Here is a 24359-nt window from a genome sequence, read left to right as displayed (position 1 = left end):
GGGGTTCAGGCGGCCCGGTTCGCCGCGGCGGCGGCTTTCGCCTTGTCCTGCAGGGTGAGGAGCAGGCCGTCGCGGGTCGACCACGGGCAAATCGCGACCTTGCCGCCGGCGACCGTCAGCAGCGCCTCGGCCACGATCGCGCCGGCCAGCGCCTGGTGGGCGCGGCTGCGCGAGATGCCCGGCAGTTCCGCCCGCTTGGCCGGCGGGAGCGCGGCGAGTCGCGGGATCCAGGCTCGCAGGTCGTCGAGCCGCAGCTCCCGGCACTTCCCGGGGCGGGCGCCGGACAGCCGGGCCAGCTGCTGCAGCACCTTCGAGCAGCCGACGACCCGCGGGTCGTCGACATCGGCGGCGCCGAGGGTGGTGCTCACGACGTCGAGCGCGTGCGTGCGCAGCGCCTTGACCTGCTTGTTCGACACGCGCTCGGACGGCAGCCAGTCCCGCGTCATCGACCGGGCGCCCAGCGGCAGCGACCGCGCGAACTCGGCCCGCTCGCCGCGGCCGGCGGCCAGTTCGACGGTGCCGCCGCCGATGTCGAGCACCAGCAGCGGCCCGGCGTCGGCCCCGTACCAGCGACGGGTGGCCAGGTAGGCGAGCCCGGCTTCGGCCGGGCCGGTCAGGAACCGCAGCTCGACCCCGGTTTCGCCGGCCACGTGCCGGACGACGTCGGCGGAGTTGGCCGCGTCGCGGATCGAGGAGGTCGCCAGCGGGTACACGCCGTGGACGCCGTGCCGGTAGGCCGTGCTCATCCCCGCGGCGACGGCGGCGGTGACCGCGGCGATGCCCCGGTCGGAGAGCCGGCCGCGGACGTCGAGTTCGCGGTCCAGGCGCAGCCGGGTCTGGTGGTTCAGCACCGGCTCCCGCGGGGACCCGGTGACGGGCACCACCACGAGCCGGGCACTGAACGAACCGACGTCCAGCACGCCCACCGCGGGCTCTGCGATTTTTCGCACGACTCGGCGCACCTCACTTCCGCTGGTGAATATCCCCCCTGGGGGTGGTTGAAACCAGCAATGATGTCGGATCTCACCGCGTTCTGCCGGGCGTTTCACGGGATTGCACCCTCTGGCGGTGCTTTTCTGACGCGAAGGTCACAGCGAGATAACCCGAACGAGTGAATTGGACACGATTCGGTAACGTCGAGGGCGGCGCTGCGATCTACCGGACATCAGCACCGGTGTGGAGCGGGAAAAGTGACCGAACGGCCCGAGCGGCGATCCGAGCTCGCCCGGCCGGCCGCGGCTGTGCTCGCGGTCGTGGCCGGGCTCGGCTGCGTGCTCCTGGGCGTGACGGCGGTGCTCGCCCCGGCCACGACGGTCCCCACCGGAGCCGCGGCCTCACTCCCGCTCGCCGGCGCCCCGCCGGCGTCGGTCGGGATCCCCGAGCTCGGCCTGGCGCTGGACCGCGTGATCCCGTTGGGCCACGTCGGCGGCCGCCGCGAGCAGCCGGGCACGGCACTCGGGGTGGGCTGGTTCGCCGACGGCCCGGCCCCGGGCGCGGCCGGCGTCGCGGTGCTGTCCGGCCACGCGGGGTTCGGCTACTCGGCGGGCGCGTTCGCCCGGCTGTCGACGCTGCGGCCGAGCGCGTCGATCACGATCCGCGACGACACCGGCCGCGAGACCCGCTTCACGGTCCGGCGTACGGCACTGTTCCCGTCGAACGAGCCGGACAGCACGCTGGTCGCCCCCGAAGGCGCGGGACCCCAGCTGCGCTTGATCACCAGCGACGGCGTCTACGACGGCGCGGGCTTCAGCGGGGCGAGGGTCGCGGTCTACGCGACCCCCGCCTGACGCCGGCTAGCCGATCAGCTCGCGCAGCTGGGAAACCGCCGCCACGCGGGCGTCGCGGCCCGGGAGCATCGGGTTCACGACCAGCGTCGTCGCGCCGGCTTCCTCGAAGGCCGCCAGCCGCTCCTTCACGTAGCCGGCCGGGCCGACCAGGGAGATCGCGCGCAGCAGTTCGAGCGGGACGGCCGCCGCCGCTTCTTCCTTCTTGCCGTCGAGGTAGAGGTCCTGGATCAGCTTCGCCTCGGCCTCGTAGCCGTAGCGGCGGGCGAGGTCGTTGTAGAAGTTCTTGCCCCGCGCGCCCATCCCGCCGATGTACAGCGCGAGGATCGGGCGCAGGTGGTCCAGCAGCGGCTCGACGTCGTCGCCGATGGCCAGGGCCACCGACACGAAGGTGTCCAGCTCACCCAGCTCCGGAGCGCGCTTCGCCTTGCCCTCTGCCAGCGCGGCGCCCCAGGCGTCGGCCGCCTTCTCCGGGTGGAAGAAGATCGGCTGCCAGCCTTCGGCGATTTCCGCGGTGAGCGCGACGTTCTTCGGGCCGAGCGAAGCCAGCAGCACGGGGATGCGCTCGCGCACGGGGTGGTTGATCAGCTTCAGCGGCTTCCCGAGCCCGGTGCCCTGCTCCGCCGGCAGCGGGATCGTGTAGTGCTTGCCCTCGTGCACGACGCGCTCACGGCGCCACACCTGCCGGCAGACCTCGACGATCTCCCGCGTGCGCCCCAGCGGCGCGTCGTACTTCACGCCGTGAAAGCCCTCGATGACCTGCGGCCCGGACGCCCCGAGCCCGAGGATGAACCGCCCATCGGAAACGAAGTCGAGCCCGGCGGCGGTCATCGCGGTGAGCGTCGGCGTGCGCGTGTAGATCTGGAAGATCCCGGACGCCAGCTGGACGCGTTCGGTCTTGGCCGCGAGGTAGCCGAGCTGACTGACGGCGTCGAACGAATACGCCTCCGGCACGAAGGCGACGTCGAGCCCCACCTTCTCCAGTTCGACGATGTCCGCGACGCTGTCGGCGAAGCCTCCGGCGTAGTTGATCGCGGTCCCGATCCGCATGTCCACCTCCGTTGCTGAGCAAGCGCTTAGTCTAGCTTTTACGTGATACCTCACGCACGGCCCACTGCTCCCTGCGCCCCTGATCTCAGCACGTGGCGGGCACCTGTCCGGGTGGCGGTGGTCACGTGCCCGAACAGGCAGTGCCCGCCCTTATCCCCTCTGACGTCCGGGCTCCGAACTCGGGCCCGCTCGCCGAGATGAGCTCGTCGTCTACACGATGTCCCAGCTCGGTCACTGGCCGTCGGTCGAGGACGGACGCGCGCTCCGGGGAGGTCGTCCGTGACCGGGCCGAACCCTCAGGCAGACGAAGCGGCCGCCGAGTTGGTGCTCGTCAAGCTCCGCATGCCGCTCGACCAGCCGGTTGCGAAGTCCCCGGGTCGCGTTCAGCTACAGCGACCGACGCGAGTTCGCCCCCTACCCGGACGTGCGAGGTCGCCTATCGTCCCCGGACAGCTTGAGAGCGCCGCACTGGTCGCCTTGGTACTTCTGCCAAGGCGAACACCCGTGAGTGACCGAATTCAACGAGGCGCCCCCGGCCGGGGGTAGTTCTTCTTGCCGTCGGCCATGCTGTCGGAGCCGTAGACAGGGTGGAGGTCGACCTTCTCCCCCACGTGCGTTTCATAGGCCAGCCCGGACAGGGCCCGTTGGCGTTCCGGCTCGGAGACCGACGCCCAATCGGCGGCGTCGGCCAACCGCGGCTGGAGCCGGTCCCAGTTCTCCGCCCGGGGGCGGATGTCGTTTTGCCGAGGCGCGGTGGCATCGCCGAACTCGTGGTTGTTGGCCCGCGTGGCAGGATCGTCTCCGGTCGCGTACAGGATAAAGAGCTGCTTGTCGGTTTCCGCTCCGTAGGGGTTCTTCTTCAGCTCGGCCAGGTAGTATCCCGAAAGCTTCACATCCAGGTTGCGGTCCTGCTCAATCCTTTGCACCAGCTCCGCATCGGTCAGGTCACCGAGGTACTGCCCGTCTTCGGTGAAGGCCGCGGGATTCTTGCCGATCACTTCCCGGGCAGCGTCGAGCTTCACATGGGTGATGCCAAGCGACTTGTCAGGTTTGACGCCTTGCACTTCTTCGTTCAGTACGTGTCCGAGCTCAGTCACCGGGCCGCCGTTCTTCTCCCACTGCTGGTACCACTGTTCCTCCTGCCAGAGAATCGCCATCAACAGGCCCTCGCTGATTCCGGTTTCCTTCGAGATCTTGCGGACCTCGTCCAGCAGATCAGGAGAGATGTTCACCTCGTGCACATCGTCGGGCCGGTTCTTCAGCCGGTTGGCGATATCGCTCGCGCTGTCGCCACCGTGCTCCAGCCGCAAGTTCACCACTTCCGGATCAGTCTCGGTGGTGAGGCTGCCGATCGTCCGCAACCAGTTGGCCGTCGTCTGGTCCCAGTTGGTCGCGTAGTTGAGGGCCCCCCGCGACCAGTTGACCCGTCGTCCGGATCTCCGGCCCCTTCTCGGCCTCACCGGTGACCTTGCCGTCATCGCCGACCGTCAACTCGTTCCGCTGGGCGTAGTCGAGCGCGCTGTCGAGCATCTGCTGCGCATCGTCTATGTGGCCGGCGAACGCGTCGTACACGATCACCAGCTTCGCGAGGATCGTGCCCGCGATCTCGTAGTCCGCAGCGTGTTGCACGAACCTCTGCCGCGCCTCCCTCCCCGCGTCATCGGGCCAGGTCTGCGTCAAGGTTTGGGCGAGGTAGCGCGCGTCCGACGCCACGTCCCGGCAATGTTGCGCGGCCTGGGTGGCGTCGTCGGCCGCATCCCGCCACGCTTGCGGTTTCGCGTTCCTCACCGCGGACACCGAAAGCATCAGGCGTCCTCCAGCCACTTGGCACTCCGGCGCAGCTCGTCCGCCGCCGTCGTATCCGCCGTCAGGTAGATGTCCATCGACTTCGTGACCCCGTCGGCCGCCTCTTCCGCGACCCGGCCCAGTTGCCGCAGCCGCACTTCCCAGCTGTAGACACAGGTGGCATTCATCGGCGACACCGCCCAACCGGGATGGGCTGCCCCGGCGGCCAGGGCATCCTCCAGCTTGGCCTTGGTGCTCCCGGCCGGATGGTCCCGCTGGAAGCGGATCGCCGCTGCCGCCGTCGGATCGATGTCCGCATTGATTTCACCGCCCACCGCTGCTCCCTTCCCTCGGCCTCCACTGTGGCGACCGGCCGCTCTCGGCGCGATCCGTTGGCCACAAACTGCCATCGGCCGACCTGCGGACGGCCACCGTGATCGGCGGACTGGCGCCCGCCCTGCCCGCCGGCTCGTCCAGGCCACGTGCCGGCCTGAAGTCCCCGCTCACCGACGAACTCCTTGACGAAGCCGTCACCGCGCATGTGGCCGAGACCGACGACCCGAACGGGAAGAAGTCGCTTCCGCCGGCCAAAAAACTCGCCACGAGCGACGTGCCCAAAGACAGTGCAGCGATGGCCAACCGCGGCGGCGGCATGATCGTCTACGGCGTCGCCGAGGAGCCGTGCGGGATCTGAGCACGGCAACCAACTCTGACGAGACGCCCTGCCCGACCTGCGGTCGCCCTCAGGGCGACGCGGGGTGGAGGAGTGCTGCGCGAGCGGTGTCTGGCAGTAGAGCACTTCCCGACCGCGTCGTGTGGCGGTGACCAGGCCGGCTTCGCGAAGTACCGCGAGGTGCTCGGAGACCGTTGCCGGAGCGAGGCCGGCTCGGTGGGCCAGGCTGCGAGTGGTACTCGGAACGAGGGTTTCGGCCCGCACGGATGCGCGTCCGGAGCCGAGGAGCCGCGCGATGGCGGGTGATCGCGTGGCCGGTTCCCGCAGCCGTGCCGCGCCGAGCATCGGGTAAACCAGCGCGGGAGGGGTGACGGAGGTGTCGTCGGTGGGCCCGATCCCGGGGTTCGGCCACCCGAAGGCCGTGGGCACGAGAACGAGGCCACGGCCGCGCAGATCCACCGTGCCGTTATGCCCCGCAACAGCACACGTAGGGCACCGGCCGCTCCCCGTTGCTCAGCGGCCGGAGAGGGTGCGGACCACCAGCTCCGCCGACGCTCCCGCGCCCAGCGTCGTGCCCGCGTAGCGGACGTCGGCCGCGAGGGTGCCCGTCGGCTCGTCGCGGACCGTCAGCCAGACCGTGACCATCAGGAGCCAGCGGACGATCAGGTAGCCGAACAGCAGGAGGCCGACCAGGGTGCCGAAGGCCGCGACCGCCGGGGAACGGCCCAGCAGGTGCAGGTAGAGGCCGCCGGCCTGCTGGATCGCGCCGAGGCCGACCGCGGCCGCGCCGGCCGGGCGCAGGGTCGAACGCAAGGGCAGCGGACGGCGGGGCAGGCGGGCCAGGCACCAGGCGATGACCAGCCAGTTCGCCGCCAGACCGAGCAGCAGCGAGCCCGCGACCAGCACGAAGTGCGCGAAGCCGCCATCCAGGCCGGTCAGGCGGAGCAGGCCCGCGCCGGCCGCGCCGGTCAGTGAGGCCAGGCCGAACGAGACCGCCATCGCCAGCCCGATGCCGATGAGCACCAGGACGTCGGTGACGATGCCGCGCAGCAGCGGGCGCGGGGTGCGTTCCTGGCCGAGCATCGCCGTGACCGCGTCGCGGACGTTGCTGATCCAGCTCCACCCCGAGTAGACCGCGACGGCCAGCGCCAGCAGCCCGATCCGGCCGCGCTCGCCGACGACCGTGTGCACGACGTTCGTCGCCTGGCCCGAGAGTTCGGGCGGCAGCGAGCTGCCGATCACGCGGTCGAGCTCGGCGGCCAGGATCCGGTCACCGGCCAGCACGAAGCCGGCCACCGAGACGGCGACCATGATCAGCGGGACGAGCGCGAGCAGGCTGAAGAACGTCACCGCGGCGGCGTAGTGGTCGCCGTCGCGCTCCCGGTACCGGGCCAGCGTCGCCCCGGCTCGCCGGAACCCCCTCTTCACCGCTTCTCGCACCGCACCGACCCTCTCATCCGCACGTGTCCTCCGCAGTCCGGACACGGCGGGCGCCGGATCGTCACGCGCTAGCCGGGCACCACCGTGCCCCGCACGTCGCCGAACCCGATCCGCGTGCCGCCGGGACCGGGCGCGGTCGCGCTGATCACCACTTCGTCGCCGTCCTCCAGGAACGCGCGGGTCTGACCGCCGGGCAGCTCGAACGGTTCCCGCCCGCCCCAGGACAGCTCCAGCAGCGAACCGCGCTGATCGCGCTCCGGGCCGGTCACCGTGCCCGACGCGTAGAGGTCGCCGGTGCGCAGGCTCGCGCCGTTGACGGTCAGGTGCGCCAGCTGCTGCGGCGCCGTCCAGTACTGCGTCGCGAACGGCGGGCTCGAGACCAGGTGGCCGTTGAGCCGGATCTCCAGCGCCAGGTCCAGACCCCACTTCTCGCCGGTCCGCAAGTACTCGAACGGCTCCGGGTCCTGCGGCGGCCCGTCGACGCGCGCGTGGTCGAGCGCGGCCAGCGGCACGATCCACGGCGACACCGACGTCGCGAACGACTTGCCGAGGAACGGGCCCAGCGGCTGCATCTCCCACGCCTGGATGTCGCGCGCCGACCAGTCGTTGACCAGGCAGACGCCGAAGACGTGGCCGGCGAAGTCCGCGGTGGACACCGGCGTGCCCGGAGTGGACGGAACGCCGACGACGAACCCCACCTCCGCCTCGATGTCCAGCCGCTGCGACGGCCCGAACGAAGGCGCGTCGGCGTTGCGCGGCTTGCGTTGCCCGTGCGGCCGGACGACCGGCGTGCCGGAAGCGACGACGGTGCCGGCCCGGCCGTGGTAGGCGATCGGCAGGTGCTTCCAGTTCGGCGCCAGCTCGGTGACGTCGGGCTGGAAGATCCGGCTGGCGTTGAGGGCGTGGTGCTCGCTGGAGTAGAAGTCGACGTAGTCGGCGACGTCGAAGGCGAGGTGGGTGGTCACCTCGGTCAGCGGCACCAGGTGCGGGCGCAGGGCATCGGCGTACCGGGGTTCGGTCAGCCACTCCCGGACGCTCTCGCGGACCTCGCGCCAGGTTCCCGGCCCGGCGGCCAGCAGCGGGTTGAGCACCCCGGCGGTGAGCAGGGGCGCGAAGGCGGCCGCGGTCTCGGCGGCCGCGGCGGTCAGGTCGAGGACGTGCTCGCCGATGGGGACACCGATGCGCCGCTCGGGCGCGCCGGCCACCGAGAACACGCCGTAAGGCAGGTTGGCCAAGCCGAACGGCGTGTCTTCGGCGAGTTCGAGCCAGGTCACGATCGCTCCTCGTTCCGGGCGGTCCGCACGACGGGACGGCCGCGCGTGGGTCGTTGCGGGCGGCCGCCGGGGCGGGCCGGGTGGCTTGCGAACACCGCCACGGTCGGCACCGCCGGGTGACCGGCCGCTGGTGGTTCCGGACGGACCTCGCCGCCCGGGCGAACACCGAACGCCGCCACGGTCCGCGCGACGGGATGGTCGTGCGTTGGTCGTTCGGGGCGGGACGGGCGGCTCGCGAACGCCGCCACGGTCCGGGCCGCCGGATCGCCGGCCGCTGGTCGTTCCGGCCAGACCCCGCCGCCCGGGCGAACACCGAACGCCGCCGCGATCCGCGCGACGGGACGGCTGCACGCTGCTCGTTCGGGGCGGGACGGGCAGCTCGCGAACACCGCCACGGTCCCGGCCGCCGGGTGAGCAGGTGCCCGGCGCGCCGGCCGGGACCCGCTAAGGCTTGCCGGGGTCCGGTGGGGCGCAGTCGTCACTCGCTGCCTGCCGCGGAGCGGGCGGCCACCCAGTCGGCTACCACCGTGGCCAGGACCGGGAGGGGTAGCGAGCCGCTGCCCAGGACCGTGTCGTGGAACTCACGGATGTCGAAGCGCTCCCCCAGCGCCTGCTCCGCTTCCTCGCGCAAGCGCATGATCTCCAGGCGGCCCACCATGTAGCTGAGGGCCTGGGCGGGGTGGCCCGCGTAGCGGTCGATCTCCGCCTCGATCTCGATCGGGGCCATCGGGGTGTTGTCCCGCAGGAAGTCCGCCGCGCGTTGGCGGCTCCAGCCCAGTGCGTGCATGCCCGTGTCCACCACCAGGCGGGCCGCGCGCATCGAATCCTGGGTCAGCAGGCCGAAGCGCGAGACGTCGTCGGAGTACAGGCCCATCTCGTCGGCCAGCCGCTCGGCGTACAGGCCCCAGCCTTCGACGTAGGCGTTGAAGATGCAGATCCGGCGCAGCAGCGGCAGCCCCGTCAGCTGCTGGGCCAGCGTCAGCTGGAAGTGGTGCCCCGGCACGGCTTCGTGGAACGCGACCGACTCGCTCAGCGTCCGCTGCCGCTGGTCGGCCTCGTTCGTGTTGGCGTAGTAGGTGCCCGGCCGCGAACCGTCCAGTGACGGGTCGATGTAGTACGCGATCGAGCCGCTTTCGGCCTCGGCCGGCGGGACCGGCGCGACCTCGCAGCGCTGCTCCGGGACGCGCAGGAACCATTGCGGCGCCACCGCTTCCGCCCGGGCGATCGTCCGCCGGGCCGATTCCAGCAGCTCCTCGCCGTCGCGCCAGCGCAACGCCGGGTCGGTGCGGATGCGCTCGAAGATCGCGGTGAGTTCGGTCGTGCCGAACACCTTTTCGCCCAGCTCGCGGTACTCCTCCGCCAGCTTCTCGATGATCGCCAGCCCGGTGTCGTGCAGCTCTTGGGCCGTGCGCTCGGTCGTCGTCTCCGCGCGGATGAGGGCCGCGTACCGCTGCGGGCCGCCCGGCAGGTCGCCGAGGCCGGGAGACGTCTCCGGGCGCGCGACCGGGACGACCTCGCCGGCCAGGAAGTCGCGGTACCGCTCGTAGGCGGGCCGCACGACTTCGGTGAGCAGCCGGTCGCGTTCGGCCTCGTGCCCGTGGACCGGGACCTTCAGCGGGTCTTCGTCCGGGGCGCCGAGGTAGCGCTCGACGTACCCGATGCCGATGCGCGCCAGGAACTCCGGCGGCGTCAGCCCCTCGGCGAGCGCCGCCCGCTGCCGCTCGATCAGCTGGTCGAGGTACGTGCCGATGGCCGCGAGCCGGCTCAGGTAGCCGCGGGCCTTGGGCTCGTCGTCGAGCACCGTCTGCGGCAGCTCCACCAGCAGCAGCAGGGCCGGGGCGGCCAGGCCGTCGCTCACCGCGATGTCCGCCCGGCCGGAGTCGAGCAGGTCGATCTCGGTGCGCGCCTGCCAGATCACCACGTCCCGCGTCACGCGCTCGGCCTGGTCCAGCGCCGACGCGTCGAGCGCTTCGGCCCGCTCGATGATCCCGGCCAGCCCGGCGCGGTACCGCCCGGCCGCCTCGGCGGTCTGGTCGGCGAGCTTGTCGTGCGTGCCCGGCAGGCCGTAGAGCGACGGGAGCAGCGGCTGCGCCTCGAACATCAGCTCCAGGCACTCGTCCGCGAGCCGGTCGGGCGTGTCGCGGTACCCGGCCACCCAGTCGGCTACGACGCCGGCCAGCACTGGCAGCGGGAGCGTCCCGCTGCCGAGGACGACGTCGTGGAACTCGCGGATGTCGAACCGCTCGCCCAGCGCCTGCTCGGCTTCGGCCCGCAGGCGCTGGATCTCCAGGCGCCCCACCATGTACCCGAGCGCCTGGCCTGGGTTGGCGGCGTACCGGTCGATCTCCGCCTCGATCTCCAGCCGCGCCATCGGCGTGTGCTCGACGAGGTAGTCGACCGCCTGCTGCCGGCTCCAGCCGAGCGCGTGCAGCCCGGTGTCGACGACCAGGCGACCGGCGCGCATCGAGTCCTGCGTCAGCATGCCCAGCCGCGCGACGTCGTCGGAGTACAGCCCCATTTCGTCGGCCAGCCGCTCGGCGTACAGGCCCCAGCCCTCGCCGTAGGCGTTCACGTGCGCGATCCGGCGCAGCAGCGGCAGGCCGGTGAGGTTCTGCGCGAGGCACAGCTGGAAGTGGTGCCCCGGCACGGCTTCGTGGAACGCCACGGCCTCGCTGGTGAACCGCGGCCGCTTCTCGGCCTCGTGGGTGTTCGCGTAGTAGGTGCCCGGGCGCGTCCCGTCGAGCGAGGGCTGGAGGTAGTACGCGATCGTGCCGCTCGCCGCCTCCGCTTCGGGTACCGCCGCGACCTGGCACTTTTCCGCCGGGACCCGCGAGAACCACTGCGGGGCCACGGCTTCCGCGCGCGTGATGGCGGCGCGGGCCCCGGCCAGCAGCTCCTCGCCGTCACGCCAGCGCAGCGCCGGGTCGGTGCGGATCCGGTCGAAGATCTCGGCGAGTTCGGTCGTGCCGAAGATCTTCTCGCCCAGCTCGCGGTACTCCTCCCCCAGCTTCTCGATCAGCGCCAGCCCGGTCTCGTGCAGGTCCTGCGCCGTGCGCTCGGTGGTCGTTTCGGCGCGGATCAGCGCCGCGTACCGCTCCGGGCCGCCCGGCAGGTCACCGATGCCCGGGGACGTCTCCGGCCGCGCGACCGGCACGACCTCGTCGGCCAGGAACGCGCGGTACCGCCGGTACGCCGGGTGGACGACCTCCGCGAGCAGCCGGTCGCGTTCGGCCTCGAAGCCTTCGACCGCGTACGGCGGTGTCACCCGCAGCGGGTCGCTCTCCGGGGCGGCGAGGTACCGGTCGACGTAGCCGATGCCGATGCGCACCAGGAATTCCGGCGGCGTCAGGCCCTCGGCGAGCGCGGCCCGCTGCCGGGTGATCATGGCCTCGAGGTAGCCGCCGACCCCGGCGAGCCTGCTCAGGTAGCCGCGGACCTTCGGCTCGTCGTCCAGCACCGTCTGCGGCAGGTAGAGCAGCAGCTGCAACGCGGGCGAGCCGAGACCGTCGCTGACCGCGATGTCGCCGCGGCGCGAATCGATCTCGTCGATTTCGGTGCGCGCCTGGGAAAGCACGACCTCGCGGGTGACCCGATCGGCGGCCGGCAGCCCCGCCGGGTCGAGCGCCTCCGCCCGCGCGACGATCGCCGCGTACCCGGCCCGGAAGCGGTCTTCCGCGCCCGGGTCCGGCAGCTTGCCGTGGTCGCCGGGCAGCCCGAACACCGACGGGTACAGCGGCTGCCGCTCGAAGTTGAGCGCCAGCAGGTCGTCGGCCAGCCGGTCGGGCGTGTCGCCCTGGTCGGCCACCCAGTCCGTGACCACCTTGGCCAGCGCGGACAGCGGCAGCATGCCGTGGCCCAGCACGACTTCGTGGAAGCCGCGAATGTCGAACCGCTCCCCCAGCGCCACTTCGGCTTCGGTGCGCAGCCGCCGGATCTCCAGCCGCCCGACCATGTACCCGAGCGCCTGGGCGGGCCAGGCGACGTACCGGTCGATCTCGGCTTCGATCTCCAGCCGCGCCATCGGCGTGTGCTCGACCAGGAAGTCGATGGCCTGCTGCCGGCTCCAGCCCAGCGCGTGCAGCCCGGTGTCGACGACCAGCCGGCCGGCCCGCATCGAGTCCTGCGTCAGCATGCCGAAGCGCGAGACGTCGTCGGAGTACAGGCCCATCTCGTCGGCGAGGCGCTCGGCGTACAGGCCCCAGCCCTCGGCGTAGGCGTTGAACATGCCGACCCGCCGCAGCAGCGGCAGGTCACTCAGCTCCTGGGCCAGGCTGAGCTGGAAGTGGTGGCCCGGCACGGCTTCGTGGAAGGCGATGGCCTCGCTGGTGAACCGCGGCCGCTTCTCCGCTTCGTGCGTGTTCGCGTAGTAGGTGCCCGGCCGCGTGCCGTCGAGCGACGGCGGGAGGTAGTACGCGATCGTGCCGCTCGCCGCGTCGGCCTCGGGGACCGGCGCGACCTCGCACTTTTCCGCCGGGAGGTGCGAGAACCACCGCGGGGCGACGGCTTCGGCACGGGCGATGGCGTCCCGCGCCGCGGACAGCAGCTCGTCGCCGTCGCGCCAGCGCAGGGCCGGGTCGGTGCGCAGCCGGTCGAAGATCTCCGCGAGTTCGGTGGTGCCGAACACCTTCGCGCCGAGTTCGCGGTACTCCTCCCCGAGCTTTTCGATCAGCGCCAGCCCGGTTTCGTGCAGGTCCTGCGCCGTGCGCTCGGTGGTCGTTTCGGCGCGGATCAGCGCCGCGTACCGCTCCGCACCGCCCGGGACGTGGCTGATCCCGGGTGCGGTGTCGGGGCGCCCGACCGGCTCGACCTCCGTGCGCAGGAAGTCGCGGTAGCGCGCGTACGCCGGGTGGACGATCTCGGCGAGCAACCGGTCGCGCTCGGCTTCGAAGCCTTCGACGGCGGCGGTCGTGCCGACCTTGAGCGGGTCCCGCTCCGGTGCGGCGAGGTAGCGGTCGATGTACTCGACGCCGACGCGGGCGAGGTACGCCGGCGGGACGAGCCCGTCGGCGAGGCTCTCGCGCTGTCGCTCGGTCAGCGTCGCCAGGAACGACTCGACCGCGGCGAGCCGGGCCAGGTAGCCGCGGGCCTTCTCCTCGTCGTCGAGCTTGTAGTACGGCAGGTACATCAGCAGCTCGAGCGCGGGCGCGGTGAGCCCGTCGCTGACCGCGATGTCGGCCGTGCGCGCACCCAGCCGGTCGGCCTCCACCTCGGCGGCGGCGATGACGACCTCGCGCGTGACAGCTTCTTCCCGCGACAGGCCTTCGGCGGGCAGCGCCCGCGCACGGGCCGCCAGCGCGGTGTAGGAGGCCCGGAAGCGTTCCTTCCCGGCCCGGCTCTGGTCGCCGAGCCGGTCGTGGTCGCCGGGCAGGCCCAGGATCGACGGGGTCATCGGCTCCTGCTCGAACGTCAGCTCGACGAGCTCGTTCGCCAGGCCGCCCACGGTGTCACCGTGCCCGGCCACCCACTCGTCGACGACGGAGGTCAGCACCGACAGCGGCAGCGGGCCGCCGGCCAGCACGAGATCGTGGAACGCGCGGACGTCGAACCGCGAGCCGAGCCGCTCGGCGGCGCGGGCCCGGTTCCGCTGGATCTCCAGCCGCCCCACCATGTACGACAGCGCCTGGCCCGGCCACGCGATGTAGCGGTCGACCTCCGACTCGATCTCGGGGCGCGCCTCCGGCGTGTGCTCCAGCAGGTAGTCGATGGCCTGCTGGCGGCTCCAGCCCAGCGCGTGCAGCCCCGTGTCGACGACCAGCCGGCCCGCCCGCAGCGAGTCGCCGGCCAGCATGCCGAGCCGGGCGATGTCGTCGGAGTAGAGCCCCATCTCCGCGGCGAGGCGCTCGCTGTAGAGCCCCCAGCCTTCGATGTACGCGGTGAAGCCGCCGATGCGGCGCAGCAGCGGCAGCTCGGTGAGCCCTTGCGCGATGCTGAGCTGGAAGTGGTGCCCCGGCACGGCTTCGTGGAACGCGGTCGTCTCCGCCATGTGCCGGAGCCGCTCGGTGGCCTGGTGGGTGTTCGCGAAGTAGATGCCGGGCCGCGAGCCGTCGGCGGCCGGGCGCAGGTAGTACGCCGCGGGCGCGCCGGGCGCGACCTCCGACGGCACCGCTTCGACCGTGCACTGCTCCTCGGGGATCCGGCCGAACCACTTCGGCGCCTCCGCGGCCGCGCGGGCGACGGCGGTGCGGGCGGTGTCCAGCAGGTCGTCGGCGCTGCCCCAGCGCAGCGAGGGGTCGGTGCGCAGGCGCTCGAAGATCTCGGCGAGGTCGTCGGTGCCGAACGCCTTCCGGCCCAGCTCGCGGTACTCGGTGGCGAGCGAGTCGATGACGTCGAGCCCGATCCGGTGCAGTTCCGCCGGGGTGTGCTCGGTCGTCGTGTGCATCCGCGCCAAGCGCGCGTACGTCGCTTCGCCGTCCGGCAGCCACGACAGGCCGGGCCGGTCTTCGGGCCGCCCGTGCGGCTTCACCTCGTCGGCGAGGAACGCCCGGTACTCGGCGAAGGCCGGGCGCACGACGCCGGTGAGCAGCTCCTCGCGCCGCCGCTCGAACTCTTCGTCCGGCGCGGGCTGGCGGCGCAGCGGGTCGGCCGCCGGGTCGGCGAGGTAGCGGTCGAGGTGGGCGATCGCGGCGTCGACCAGGTGGGCCACCGGGACCAGGCCGTCGGCGATGCCCTCGGTGTGGCGCCGGGCGGACTGGCGGAGGAACTCCGGGACGGCGGCGAGCCGCCCGAGCTGCGCCTGCGCGGCCTCGCCCGCGGTCACGGTCGTCATCGGCAGGGCCAGGAGCAGGCCGGCCGCGGGCCCGATCGAGAGGTCGGTGACGGTGAACTCGGCCATCCGGCTCTCGGCCGACGCGATGCGGTTCTCGGCCGTGGAGATCAGCACCTCGCGGGTGACGCGGTCCTCGGCCGAGAGGCCGTCGGCGGCGATCGCGCGGGCGCGCTCCCGGAACTCCGCCAGCCGCGCCCGGAACGCGCGCTCGGCTTCGGCGGACTGGTCGGGCAGACCGGGTTCCGCCGGGCGGATGCCCAGCAACGCGGGCGTCAGCGGATCGGCGGCGAACAGCGCTTCGACGAACTCGTCGGCGAGTTCGGTGACCGCGGTCATGGGCAGGACCCCCCAGCTTCGATCGGTGTCTCGCCCGCGACCCTAACGGAGATCACCGACAGAAACGGTGCGCATTACGCCGGGGGTGGACGGCCTTCGGTACGGCCGGACGGGCGAAGCGGTAGCGTTCCGGGAGTGGCCGTGACCGATCCCGTGGATGCCCGCCTGCTCGCCGCGCTCGCCGAACTCGGCAAGACCGCGGTGCACGAGCTCGCGGCCAAGGTCGGCATGGATCCCCGCGAGGTGGCCTACCGGCTGGTGGCGCTGTCCGGCAGCGGGCTCCCGCTGCTCGTCGGCGTGGAAAGCGACCCGCAGGGGCTGCGGGCGGCCATCGCCGGCGCCCCGCCATCGTGGGCGAACCGGCCGCCGCAGCAGCAGTACCCGGCGCCGCCGTCGCAGCCGGTACCGCAGCAGCCGCCGCCGGTCCAGGGCGGTCCGCCGGGGCCGTACAACGTCCAAGGCGCGCCGTCGGGGCCGTACAACGTCCAGGGTGTGCCCTCCGGCCCGTACAACGTGCAGGGTGCGCCGTCGGGTCCCTACAACGTGCAAGGTGCGCCGTCGGGGCCGTACAACGTGCAGGGCACGCCGTCCGGGCGGTACCCGGGCCCGCCGCCGCGCCCGCCGCAGCCACCGCGCTCGTTCACGCCGCCGCCGGTGGACCCCGCCGTGAGCACCTGGGGACTGCCGCAGACGGCGTCCTGGGCCCGCGGCGACGAGCCGGTCAAACCGGCCGGCACGGGCAAGCGCGGCCGGCTCGGCGAGGTCATGGAGACCCAGGGCCTGGAGGGCGAGCAGCTGTCGGTGCAGCTCCTGGAGGTCCAGGACCCGGCGGACTACCTGTTCAGCGCGGCCGGCTACCGCCTGGAGGACGGCGAGCGCGCGGTGGTCGTGCACACCGAGATCACCAACCGCGGGGCGATCCCGTTCGCGTCGCTGCCCGACAACTACCTCGAGCTGATCGCCGCCGACGGCACGGCGATCGGCAAGGCGCCGGTCTCGCTGACCTCGCGGCCCCCGCACAAGATCGGCGTCAAACCGGGCGAGACCCTCGGCGGGCACACGGTGTACGTCCTACCGGACGCGACGCGCGTGGTGTCGGTCCGGTGGAGCCCCCGGCCGGAGCCGGACGAGCGCACGCTGACCTGGGCGATCGAGGACTAGTAGCTCTCGTCCCGCAGGGTCTCCAGCGCTTTCGCCAGGTCGTCCGGGTACTCGGACTCGAACTCCACCCACCGGCCGTCCGCCGGGTGGGCGAAGGCCAGGGTCTTCGCGTGCAGCCACTGGCGGCTCAGGCCGAGGTGGCGGGCCAGCACCGGGTCCGCGCCGTAGGTCAGGTCGCCGACGCAGGGGTGCCGGAGCGCCGAGAAGTGGACGCGGATCTGGTGCGTGCGCCCGGTTTCGAGCTTGATGTGCGTCAGCGACGCGGCCCGGAAGGCCTCGACCACCTCGTAGTGCGTCACGCTCGGGCGGCCGCCCTGGACCACGGCGAACTTGTAGTCGTGGCGGGGGTGGCGGTCGATCGGGGCGTCGATCGTGCCGCGCGTCGGGTCCGGGTGGCCCTGGACGATCGCGTGGTAGCCCTTGTCGACCGTGCGCTCCTTGAACGCGCGCTTCAGCACCGTGTACGCGTGCTCGCTCTTGGCCACCACCATCACGCCGGTCGTGCCCGCGTCGAGCCGGTGCACGACGCCCTGGCGCTCGGCCGCGCCCGACGTCGCGATGCGCAGGCCGGCCGCGGCGAGGCCGCCGACCACCGTCGGGCCGGTCCAGCCCGGGCTCGGGTGCACGGCGACGCCGACCGGCTTCGAGATCACCACGATGTCGTCGTCGTCGTGGAGGATCTTCATGCCCTCGACCGGCTCCGCGACGATCTCGACGGGGTTGGCCGGCTCCGGCAGGGTGATCTCCAGCAGGCCGCCGCCGGAGAGCCGGTCGGACTTGCCGGCGGGACGGCCGTCGAGCAGCACGTCCCCGGACTCGGCCAGTTCGGCGACGACCGTGCGGGACAGGCCCAGCAGCTTGGCGAGGCCGGCGTCGACCCGCATCCCGTCGAGCCCGTCGGGCACCGGGAGCATCCGCGAGCTCACGCCTGCTCCTCCTGCGTCTTTTCGATCTTCTTCTTGTCCTTGGTCGACGTGCCGTCGTAGTCCTTGCCCAGCAGGGACAGCAGCACGATCAGCGCGCCGCCGACACAGATCGCCGAGTCGGCGATGTTGAAGATCGCGAAGCCCTTGCCGTTGGGCGCGAACGCCGAGATGAAGTCGACGACGTGGCCCTGCAGCCCGCCGGGCGCGCGGAAGATGCGGTCGGTCAGGTTGCCGGTGGCCCCGGCGAGCACCAGGCCCAGGCCGATCGCCCAGCCGATCGAGCGCAGCCGCCGCGACAGCCAGATGATCGCGATGACGACGGCGAGCGCGACCAGCGCCAGCACCCACGTCATGCCGGTGGCCATCGAGAACGCGGCGCCGGGGTTGCGGATCACCTGCAGGTAGATGAGCCCGCCGAGGATCTTGACCGGCTCCTTGCCCTCCAGGTTGGCGGTGACCAGGTTCTTCGTCACCAGGTCGATCGCCCAGAACACGACGGCGATCGCGAACACCCAGCCGACCCGCCGCTTCGGCAGCAACGGCTTCGCCGGGACCTCGGGGTTCTCCGGGGCGTCGGCAGCCGGGTCGGGCACCGCCTCTTCGGGCGCGGCGGTGTCGGGTTCGGAACGGCTGGGCTCGGTGCTCACCGGTCCATTGTCCACGGCGCTGGTCAAGCGGTGTCGCGGCGGTGCCGGAGCAGGGCGGCGAAGGCGGCGGCGAGCAGGACGAGCGCCGCCAGCAGCACGCCCACGAGGTCCGCCGAGAGCACGACGGCCACGAGCGCGAACAGGGCCGCGGTGACCAGGAGGAACACGCTGCGTTCGTACGCCGCGAGCACCAGCAGGCCGAGGGTGGCCAGCAGCGGGCCGCGCAGCCCGTCCCCGAGCCGGAACTGCCAGGACCCCACCAGGTCGAGCAGCGGGACGGCGAGCAGCGCGCCGAGCGTGCCGAGGACGAACCACCCGGTGCGGCCGGGCGCAGCGCGAGGGCGTACCAGACGGCCGTGCCGGCCACCACCACGAGCAGCGCGACCAGCCACACCGGCCCGGCGGGCAGCTCCGCCCCCGCGGCGTAGTAGGTGTCCTGGGTGAAGAACTGCGTCGCCGGGTAGCCCGTGCCGCCGACGCCGCCGGTGCCGAGGTGCTGCTGCTCCAGCGGTCCGGAAACGAGGTTCACGGCGTCGCCCTCGGCCGGGCTCCGGCGCGACAGCAGCCGCACCACCGCCGCGCCGATCAGCGCGAAACCCAGCAACGCCAGCGGAAACCAGAAACGCGGTCCTCTCCCCATCGGGCCAGGCTAACGCTCAGCAGAACGGCGGGAGCTCCCGCGGGTCGCCGACCGGCGCCCAGCGGCCGTCCACCTTCGCGTACTCCCAGTCCGCTCCGCGCGCGACGATCCGGCGCAGCGCCAGCAGCACGCGGTCGACGTGCTCTTCGGTGCTGCCCAGGCCGAGGCTGACGCGGATCGCCTGCTGCCCCTCGCCACCGGCGACGGCGATCAGGCGCTTGGCCGCGATGTGGGCGCAGAAGGCGCCGTCGCGCACGCCGATGCCGTACTCCGCGGACAGGACCGCCGCGAGCCAGCCCGGGTCGAACCCCGCGACGGTGAAGCTGACCGTGCCGACGCGGTCGACCGGCGCGTCGAACAGGCGCAGTTCGGCGCAGCCCGGGATGCTCTCGAGTCCCTTGCGCAGCCGGGTGAGCAGCGCCTGCTCGTGCGCGACGACGGCGTCCCAGTCGCGGGAGAGGGTCTCGCACGCGACGCCCAGCGCGTACACGCCGACGGTGTTGGGCGAACCGGCTTCGTGGCGCTCGGGGCCGTCGTTCCAGACGACGGCGTCTTCGGTGACGAGCTTCGTCGCGCCGCCGCCGGCGAGGTACGGGCGCGCGGCGCGCAGCCAGTCCGCGCGGCCGATCAGCGCGCCGGCGCCGAAGGGGGCGTACAGCTTGTGGCCGGAAACGGCGACGTAGTCGACGTCCAGGTCCCGGATCGAGATCCGGCGGTGCGGCGCGAGCTGCGCGGCGTCGAGGGCGATGCGGGCGCCGTGCTTCCGCGCCACGGCGGCGATTTCGGCCACCGGGAGCAGCTCACCGGTCACGTTGGACGCGCCGGTGACGACCACGAGCCGGGGCCCCTGCGGGGAACCCGCGAGTGCTTCGTCCACAGCGGACACTGCCGCGAGGCGGGTGCGCGGGGCCGGGATCCGCCGGACGTTCGGGCCCTGCCACGGCAGCAGCGCGGCGTGGTGCTCGGTGTCGAAGACGACGACGGTGGTGTGCCGCGGCAGGCTGCGGGCGAGCAGGTTGAAGGAGTCGGTGGTGTTGCGGGTGAAGACGACGGTGTCGGTCCGGCGGGCGCCGACGAACCGGCGCAGGACGTCGCGGGTGCGCTCGTAGAGCTTGGTGGAGACCTGCGAGGCGAAGCCGGCGCCGCGGTGGACGCTGGCGTACCAGGGCAGGAACTCGTCGACCTTGGCGCGGACGGCGTCGAGGCAGGGGGCGCTCGCCGCGTGGTCGAGGTTGGCGTACCCGATGGTTTCGCCGGTGACGAGCGGGACGCGCAGCGACGCGCCGGCGACAGTGGGGATGCCCTGCGGGGCAAGGGTTTCGGTGCCACGGGCGGCCGGGGCGGTGGCGAGACCCGGTTCGGCGGCGTGCGGGGTTCCGGAAGTCGTGGCGCTGGTGCGGTCGATGGCGAGAGTCATCGGGGTGCCTCCTGGCGGTCCGGGGGACCCCGGCGAGGGGCCCGCGCTTGCCCGTCGCGGGACGCGACCGGCCCGGTCTTCACCCGGGGCACCCCACCGCGGTAGGAGGGTTGCCGGCCAGCAAGCCGGGGCTTCGCGCTGGCACTCATGACCTGGCACAGAAGGTAACCGAGAACGCGCCGGGTGGCCAACCCCCTCCTCACATTCTGAGACGCCGTTCACAGCGCGCCCTGGTCAGAGCTTCGCGCGGAACCGGCCGGGCAGCGGGATCACGGCGTCGTCGGCGAGGTGCGTCGCGGTGCCTTCGTACTGCTCGGCGTGGTCGAGGGTCACCCAGTGGCCGCCGGCGCGGTGCTGCAGGTGGCCGGTGGCGGCGAGCGGCGTGGGTAGCCACCCATGAGAACGAGAGCCGGCCGCGTCAGCGACCCGACTCGCCCTTCCAGCGGGCCAGGCGCCCGGCCCGGTCGACGGCGCGCAGGCGGAGCTCGACGGCGTCGCGCACCGCCGACGTCGTGACCACCAGCAGCTGGTCGTGCTCCTGCAGCCGGCTGGTCTTCTGCGGGGTGAAGCCCGCTTCGCCGCGGACGACCAGGCTGACCGTCGCGCCGACGGGGAGCCGCAGCTCGGAGAGGTACACGCCGTGCAGCTTGGACCCGGGCTGGATGCGCACCTGCAGCAGTTCGGCGCCGAGCTCGTCCAGCGGGGCCGAGTCGACCTCGATCTCGTGCGCCTCGGACTTCTTCGCCAGCCCGAGCCAGCGCCCGAGCGGGCCGAGCGTCGCGCCCTGCAGCAGCGTCAGCACGATGACCAGCACGAACACCGCGTCGACCAGCCGTTGCGCGCCGGGCACCCCGTGCGACAGCGGGATCATGGCGAGCACGATCGGCACCGCGCCGCGCAGTCCGGCCCACGACAGGAACGCCTGTTCCCGCCACGGCAGCCGGAACGGCAGCATCGCCAGCACGACCGAGATCGGCCGCGCCAGCAGCAGCACGACGGCGCCCGCGACCAGGCCGGGCACGATCGCGTCGAGCAGCCGGCCCGGCGAGGCGAACAGGCCGAGCAGCACGAACAACCCGATCTGGGCCAGCCAGCCCAGCCCCTCGGCGAACGAGAGCGTGTCGGAGCGGTGCGGGAGCCGCGAATTGCCGAGCACCAGCGCGGCGACGTAGGTGGCGAGCAGCCCGGACGCGTGCAGCAGCTGCCCGGACGAATACGCCACGACGCACACCGCGACCGTGGCCAGCGGGTACAGGCCGGTCGCCGGCAGCGCGGCGCGGCGCAGCGCGATCCCACCGAGCCAGCCGAACGCGAGCCCGATGGCCAGGCCCGCCGCGAGCTCGTAGACCACGAGCAGCGGCAGCGACCAGTCCACAGTGGTGCCTTCGGCCAGCACGACGACGGCGATGTAGGCCGGCGCGTCGTTGATGCCGGACTCCAGTTCGAGCGCGCCGGTGAGCCGTTTGCCGATCCCGGCCGAGCGGAGCACCGAGAACACCGCCGCCGCGTCGGTCGAGGCGAGCACCGCGCCCCACAGCAGCGCGATCCGCCAGTCGAGGCCCAGCAGCCAGTGCAGAGCCGCGCCGGTGACCGCGACGCTGACCACGACGGACACTGTGGACAGTGCGATACCGATGCCCAGCGCGGGTTTGACGGCCGACCACCGCGTGGTCAGCCCGCCTTCGGCGAGGATCATGACGAGCGCGGCGAGGCCGAGCGACTGGGTCAGCTCGGGGTTGTCGAAGCGGATGCCGAAGCCGGCTTCGCCCAGCAGCACGCCCATCGCGAGGTAGAGCAGCAGCGAGGGCAGGCCGAGCCGGATCGAGACCCGCACGGCGAGCACGGAGGCGAGCAGCACGACGCCGCCGACGCCGAGCAGCACGGGAAGCTGGTCCATGCCGCCTCCCTCCCGAGTGCCGTGGGGCCCTCAGAATAGTGAGGCGGGCGGGTTAACACGTTCGTGTACCGCTGCCGCGAGTCGGACACCCGGTGTGTTAAGGACAGCCGAGCGCGTCGAGCTCGACCCCGAGCGCCGCGAACGGCCGCCGCGCCGCCGGGAGGACCTTCACAGCGCGGTGCCCGTCGCGGACGACCCAGCCGGCGTCGACGGCCCGGTCCAGCAACGCCGCCGGGAGCGCGCCGGCGAGGTGGTCGCGGCGCTCCGTCCAATCCAGACAGTCGCGCAGCAGCGCCCGCCGCCCGGCGGCGACCGGCACGCCGAGACCGTCCAGGACCTCGCGGCCGTGCCCGGTCAGCGTCAGGCCGTCGGCGGTGTCGACCAGCCCGGTCGCGAGCATGCCGTCGCGGAGGGCGACCCCGAGCACGCCGGCGAGGTGGTCGTAGCAGGTGCGCGCGAAGCCGAGCCGCTTCACCCGCAGCGACGCCTTCAGCCCGGTGACCGGGCGGTGTGCGGCGTGCTGGGCCAGGTGCTCGATCAGCTCGGCCACGCGCGGGTCGGCGATCCGCACGTAGCTGGCGCGGCCCTGCTTGACGCGGGCGACGAAGCCGGCGTCGGACAGCCGCGTGACGTGCTCACTGGCGGTGGAGAGCGCGATCCCGGCCGCTTTCGCGAGCTCGCCGACGGTCCAGGCCCGCCCGTCGAGCAGGACGAGGCACATGGTGGCCCGGCTCGGGTCGGCGAGCACCGCGGCGACCTCGGCGAGGGCGATCGTCTCCATGCCCCCACGCTACGAGCTCCACCCTTCGGCCCCCGCCGAAGCGTCACTTTCATAGGGAAAGTTCCGTCCAAGGACCCGGCACTTTCACGTGAAAGTGCCCACCTGGGAGCCGCACTTTCACGTGAAAGTGCGGCTTGGGCGGTCAGAGCGCTTTCAGGAACTTCGCCGCCAGGGTGACCGCCGGGCCTGAGTCGTTCGAGTTCTCCAGCACCACCGCGAACGCCACGGTCCCCCGGTACCCGACGAACCAGCCGGTCGCGTCGGAACCGTCGCCGAACTGGGCCGTGCCCGTCTTGCCGAACACCGTTCCCGCGCCCGCCGCGGCTCGGCCCGTTCCGCTGGTCACCACCGCGCGCATCAGCTTGCGGACCTCGCCGAGCACCGCTGCGGGCGGGGCCGAGTAGCCCTTGACCACCGTGGTCGGGAGGTCGTGCCACAGCCTCGGCGTGATCGCCTTGCCCGCCGCCACCGTCGCGGCCATCACCGCGCCGCCGAGGGCGCTGGCCTGGATGCGGCCCTGGCCGAAACCGTCCTCGACCTGCTCGTCCTTGCTCGCCGCCGGCTCGACCTTGCCCAGCTCCGTCTTGATGCCGGGGATCTCGTAGTCGGCGTTGAGGCCCAGCTCGTCGGCCGCCTTCTTCAGCCCGTCCGCCGGGAGCGCCAGCGCGAGCTGCCCGAACGTCGTGTTGCAGGACCGCGCGAACGCCGTCTGCAGGTTCGTCGCGCCCAGCTCGAAGTCCTCGTTGCGCACCGTGCGCGTGCCGATCGTGGCGACGCCGGGGCAGTCCACCGGCGAGCCCGCGGTGAGCCCGCTCTGCTGGACCGCCGCCACGGACGTCGCGATCTTGAACGACGAACCGGGTTCGTACAGCCCGCTGAGCGCCTTCGGGGAGTTCCCGGCCGCCGCGTTCTGGGCGACGGCGAGGAGGTCGCCCGAGCCGGTGTCGAGCGCGACCAGCATGGCCGATCCCGGGTAGCCGTCGACCGCGGCCTGCGCGGAGTTCTGCGCGGCCAGGCTCAAGCTCGACGTCAGGGGCTTGGACCCGGCGTCGGCCGGCTTCCCGAACAGCGTCTCCAGGCTCTTGCCTCCGACGTCGACGCGCTGGACGGCGAACCCGCTGCCCGAAGCGGCCGTGACCTGGCCGGCGAGCGCCGACCGCAGCAGCGGCGCCGGGTTGCCCTCGACCGGGCGCAGGCCGCCCGACCCGGCGATGAGCAGCGGCTTGCCGTCGCGGTCGGCGACCGCGGTGGTGTCCGTCGCGACGGTGCCCACCACCAGCCGCTGGCCCGCCTCCAGCTTCGGGTGCAGCAGCGACGGCGCCCAGTGCACGAGCCACTTGCCGCCGGCCAGCCCGAGCTGGAACTGCACGTCGTAGCTCCACAGGCCGCCCTTCAGCGACCACGAGAAGGTGAACGTGCCCCCGGTCGTCTTCGCGCCGGCCGGCGTCGGCTGCAGCAGGGTCAGCTTGGCCCCGACCGACGTCGGGTTCAGCGTGTTCCGGGCGTCCCGCAGCGCCACCGCGGCCGCCGCGTTGTCGTCGGTCAGCCGGGCGGCCGCGTCGGGGTTGTTCTCGGTCAGGTCCTGCAGGTACTCGGTGATGGCCGAGTGCGGGTCGAGCGCGCCCGGGTTGTCGACCGAAGTCGCCCCGGCTTCCGCCGTCGGCGCCGTGTCCCCGCCGTTGAGCACGAAGAACGCCGCCACCACGACCGCGACGACCAGCAGCGCGCCGCCGATCAGGATCCCGCGTCTCTTGCCAGGACTCATCCCGGTTCCCTCCCCCG

General features: G+C 72.7%; 18 protein-coding genes, 1 pseudogene and 1 riboswitch. Of the genes and pseudogenes, 3 read left to right on the top strand and 16 right to left on the bottom strand.

Translation table 11 applies throughout. The annotated features are described in order from the left end of the window. Nucleotides 1-5 precede the first annotated feature (5 nt). A complete protein-coding gene (locus ACLJQM_RS44185) occupies nucleotides 6-950 on the bottom strand; it encodes a Ppx/GppA phosphatase family protein (RefSeq protein WP_247024690.1) in 945 nt (314 codons plus the stop codon). 240 nt (nucleotides 951-1190) lie between these two features. Here ACLJQM_RS44185 and ACLJQM_RS44180 point away from each other — a divergent pair, with 240 nt between their 5' ends. Next, complete coding sequence (locus ACLJQM_RS44180; protein WP_410636182.1) at nucleotides 1191-1787, top strand: class F sortase; 597 nt, start codon at nucleotides 1191-1193, stop codon at nucleotides 1785-1787. Nucleotides 1788-1793: 6 nt separating this feature from the next. Here the strand turns inward: ACLJQM_RS44180 and ACLJQM_RS44175 are convergent, their stop codons facing one another. The 4 genes from ACLJQM_RS44175 to ACLJQM_RS44160 all read right to left on the bottom strand — a co-directional run bounded on the left by ACLJQM_RS44175 (nucleotide 1794) and on the right by ACLJQM_RS44160 (nucleotide 4954). Continuing rightward, nucleotides 1794-2834, bottom strand: coding sequence for an LLM class F420-dependent oxidoreductase (locus ACLJQM_RS44175; protein WP_360781155.1), 1041 nt, complete (start codon nucleotides 2832-2834; stop codon nucleotides 1794-1796). A gap of 518 nt (nucleotides 2835-3352) precedes the next feature. Beyond that, nucleotides 3353-4195, bottom strand: a complete 843-nt coding sequence (locus ACLJQM_RS44170) for a hypothetical protein (protein ID WP_410636181.1) — start codon at nucleotides 4193-4195, stop codon at nucleotides 3353-3355. Then, nucleotides 4161-4640: a hypothetical protein gene (locus tag ACLJQM_RS44165; RefSeq protein ID WP_410636180.1), complete on the bottom strand. Its 480-nt coding sequence runs from the start codon at nucleotides 4638-4640 to the stop codon at nucleotides 4161-4163. Before ACLJQM_RS44165 ends, ACLJQM_RS44170 begins: the two co-directional genes overlap by 35 nt. Next, nucleotides 4640-4954, bottom strand: a complete 315-nt coding sequence (locus tag ACLJQM_RS44160) for a hypothetical protein (protein ID WP_410636259.1) — start codon at nucleotides 4952-4954, stop codon at nucleotides 4640-4642. Before ACLJQM_RS44160 ends, ACLJQM_RS44165 begins: the two co-directional genes overlap by 1 nt. Nucleotides 4955-5052: 98 nt before the next feature. Here ACLJQM_RS44160 and ACLJQM_RS44155 point away from each other — a divergent pair, with 98 nt between their 5' ends. Further along, nucleotides 5053-5313, top strand: coding sequence for a hypothetical protein (locus ACLJQM_RS44155; RefSeq protein WP_410636258.1), 261 nt, complete (start codon nucleotides 5053-5055; stop codon nucleotides 5311-5313). 138 nt (nucleotides 5314-5451) lie between these two features. Here the strand turns inward: ACLJQM_RS44155 and ACLJQM_RS44150 are convergent. From ACLJQM_RS44150 to ACLJQM_RS44135, 4 genes and pseudogenes are all read right to left on the bottom strand, one after another. Beyond that, a pseudogene (locus ACLJQM_RS44150) lies at nucleotides 5452-5637 on the bottom strand (ArsR family transcriptional regulator); the annotation flags it as partial. A gap of 168 nt (nucleotides 5638-5805) precedes the next feature. Continuing rightward, on the bottom strand, nucleotides 5806-6720 hold the full coding sequence (locus ACLJQM_RS44145) for a YhjD/YihY/BrkB family envelope integrity protein (RefSeq protein ID WP_360781152.1): 915 nt from the start codon (nucleotides 6718-6720) through the stop codon (nucleotides 5806-5808). 80 nt (nucleotides 6721-6800) lie between these two features. Then, entirely contained in the window at nucleotides 6801-8006 is a 1206-nt protein-coding gene (gene fahA, locus ACLJQM_RS44140) for a fumarylacetoacetase (RefSeq protein ID WP_410636179.1), read from the bottom strand. Nucleotides 8007-8484: 478 nt separating this feature from the next. Beyond that, nucleotides 8485-15108 (bottom strand): DUF885 domain-containing protein, encoded by a 6624-nt coding sequence (locus tag ACLJQM_RS44135; protein ID WP_410636178.1) that lies wholly within the window; start codon nucleotides 15106-15108, stop codon nucleotides 8485-8487. Nucleotides 15109-15243: 135 nt separating this feature from the next. On the opposite strand from ACLJQM_RS44135, the gene ACLJQM_RS44130 reads away from it, so the two are divergent. Then, complete coding sequence (locus ACLJQM_RS44130; protein WP_410636177.1) at nucleotides 15244-16269, top strand: AsnC family transcriptional regulator; 1026 nt, start codon at nucleotides 15244-15246, stop codon at nucleotides 16267-16269. Here ACLJQM_RS44130 and ACLJQM_RS44125 read toward each other — a convergent pair. The 7 genes from ACLJQM_RS44125 to ACLJQM_RS44095 all read right to left on the bottom strand — a co-directional run bounded on the left by ACLJQM_RS44125 (nucleotide 16266) and on the right by ACLJQM_RS44095 (nucleotide 24342). Next, nucleotides 16266-17195 carry an RluA family pseudouridine synthase gene (locus tag ACLJQM_RS44125; protein ID WP_247024703.1) on the bottom strand — a complete coding sequence of 310 codons (930 nt, stop codon included), beginning with the start codon at nucleotides 17193-17195 and terminating at the stop codon, nucleotides 16266-16268. The two genes, ACLJQM_RS44130 and ACLJQM_RS44125, sit on opposite strands and share 4 nt — an antisense overlap. Continuing rightward, nucleotides 17192-17842: a signal peptidase II gene (lspA, locus tag ACLJQM_RS44120; RefSeq protein ID WP_396126829.1), complete on the bottom strand. Its 651-nt coding sequence runs from the start codon at nucleotides 17840-17842 to the stop codon at nucleotides 17192-17194. The genes ACLJQM_RS44125 and lspA overlap by 4 nt, the downstream gene beginning before the upstream one ends. A gap of 23 nt (nucleotides 17843-17865) precedes the next feature. After that, nucleotides 17866-18234 (bottom strand): hypothetical protein, encoded by a 369-nt coding sequence (locus ACLJQM_RS44115; protein WP_410636176.1) that lies wholly within the window; start codon nucleotides 18232-18234, stop codon nucleotides 17866-17868. A gap of 264 nt (nucleotides 18235-18498) precedes the next feature. Continuing rightward, a complete protein-coding gene (locus tag ACLJQM_RS44110; RefSeq protein WP_410636175.1) occupies nucleotides 18499-19899 on the bottom strand; it encodes an aminotransferase class V-fold PLP-dependent enzyme in 1401 nt (466 codons plus the stop codon). A 38-nt stretch (nucleotides 19900-19937) separates the two neighbouring features. Beyond that, a riboswitch (SAM riboswitch) is annotated at nucleotides 19938-20052 on the bottom strand. A gap of 265 nt (nucleotides 20053-20317) precedes the next feature. Next, on the bottom strand, nucleotides 20318-21796 hold the full coding sequence (locus ACLJQM_RS44105) for a potassium/proton antiporter (protein ID WP_247024708.1): 1479 nt from the start codon (nucleotides 21794-21796) through the stop codon (nucleotides 20318-20320). 97 nt (nucleotides 21797-21893) lie between these two features. After that, nucleotides 21894-22577, bottom strand: a complete 684-nt coding sequence (locus ACLJQM_RS44100; RefSeq protein ID WP_410636174.1) for an ArsR/SmtB family transcription factor — start codon at nucleotides 22575-22577, stop codon at nucleotides 21894-21896. Nucleotides 22578-22719: 142 nt separating this feature from the next. Next, nucleotides 22720-24342: a penicillin-binding transpeptidase domain-containing protein gene (locus ACLJQM_RS44095; protein ID WP_410636173.1), complete on the bottom strand. Its 1623-nt coding sequence runs from the start codon at nucleotides 24340-24342 to the stop codon at nucleotides 22720-22722. Nucleotides 24343-24359: the final 17 nt, after the last annotated feature.

The organism is Amycolatopsis sp. cmx-4-83, from assembly GCF_046548815.1.
In the GTDB taxonomy this organism is placed as follows: Bacteria; Actinomycetota; Actinomycetes; order Mycobacteriales; family Pseudonocardiaceae; genus Amycolatopsis; species Amycolatopsis pretoriensis_A.
Note: the sequence above shows the minus strand (reverse complement) of the source record. Positions and strands in the feature narration are given on the sequence as shown.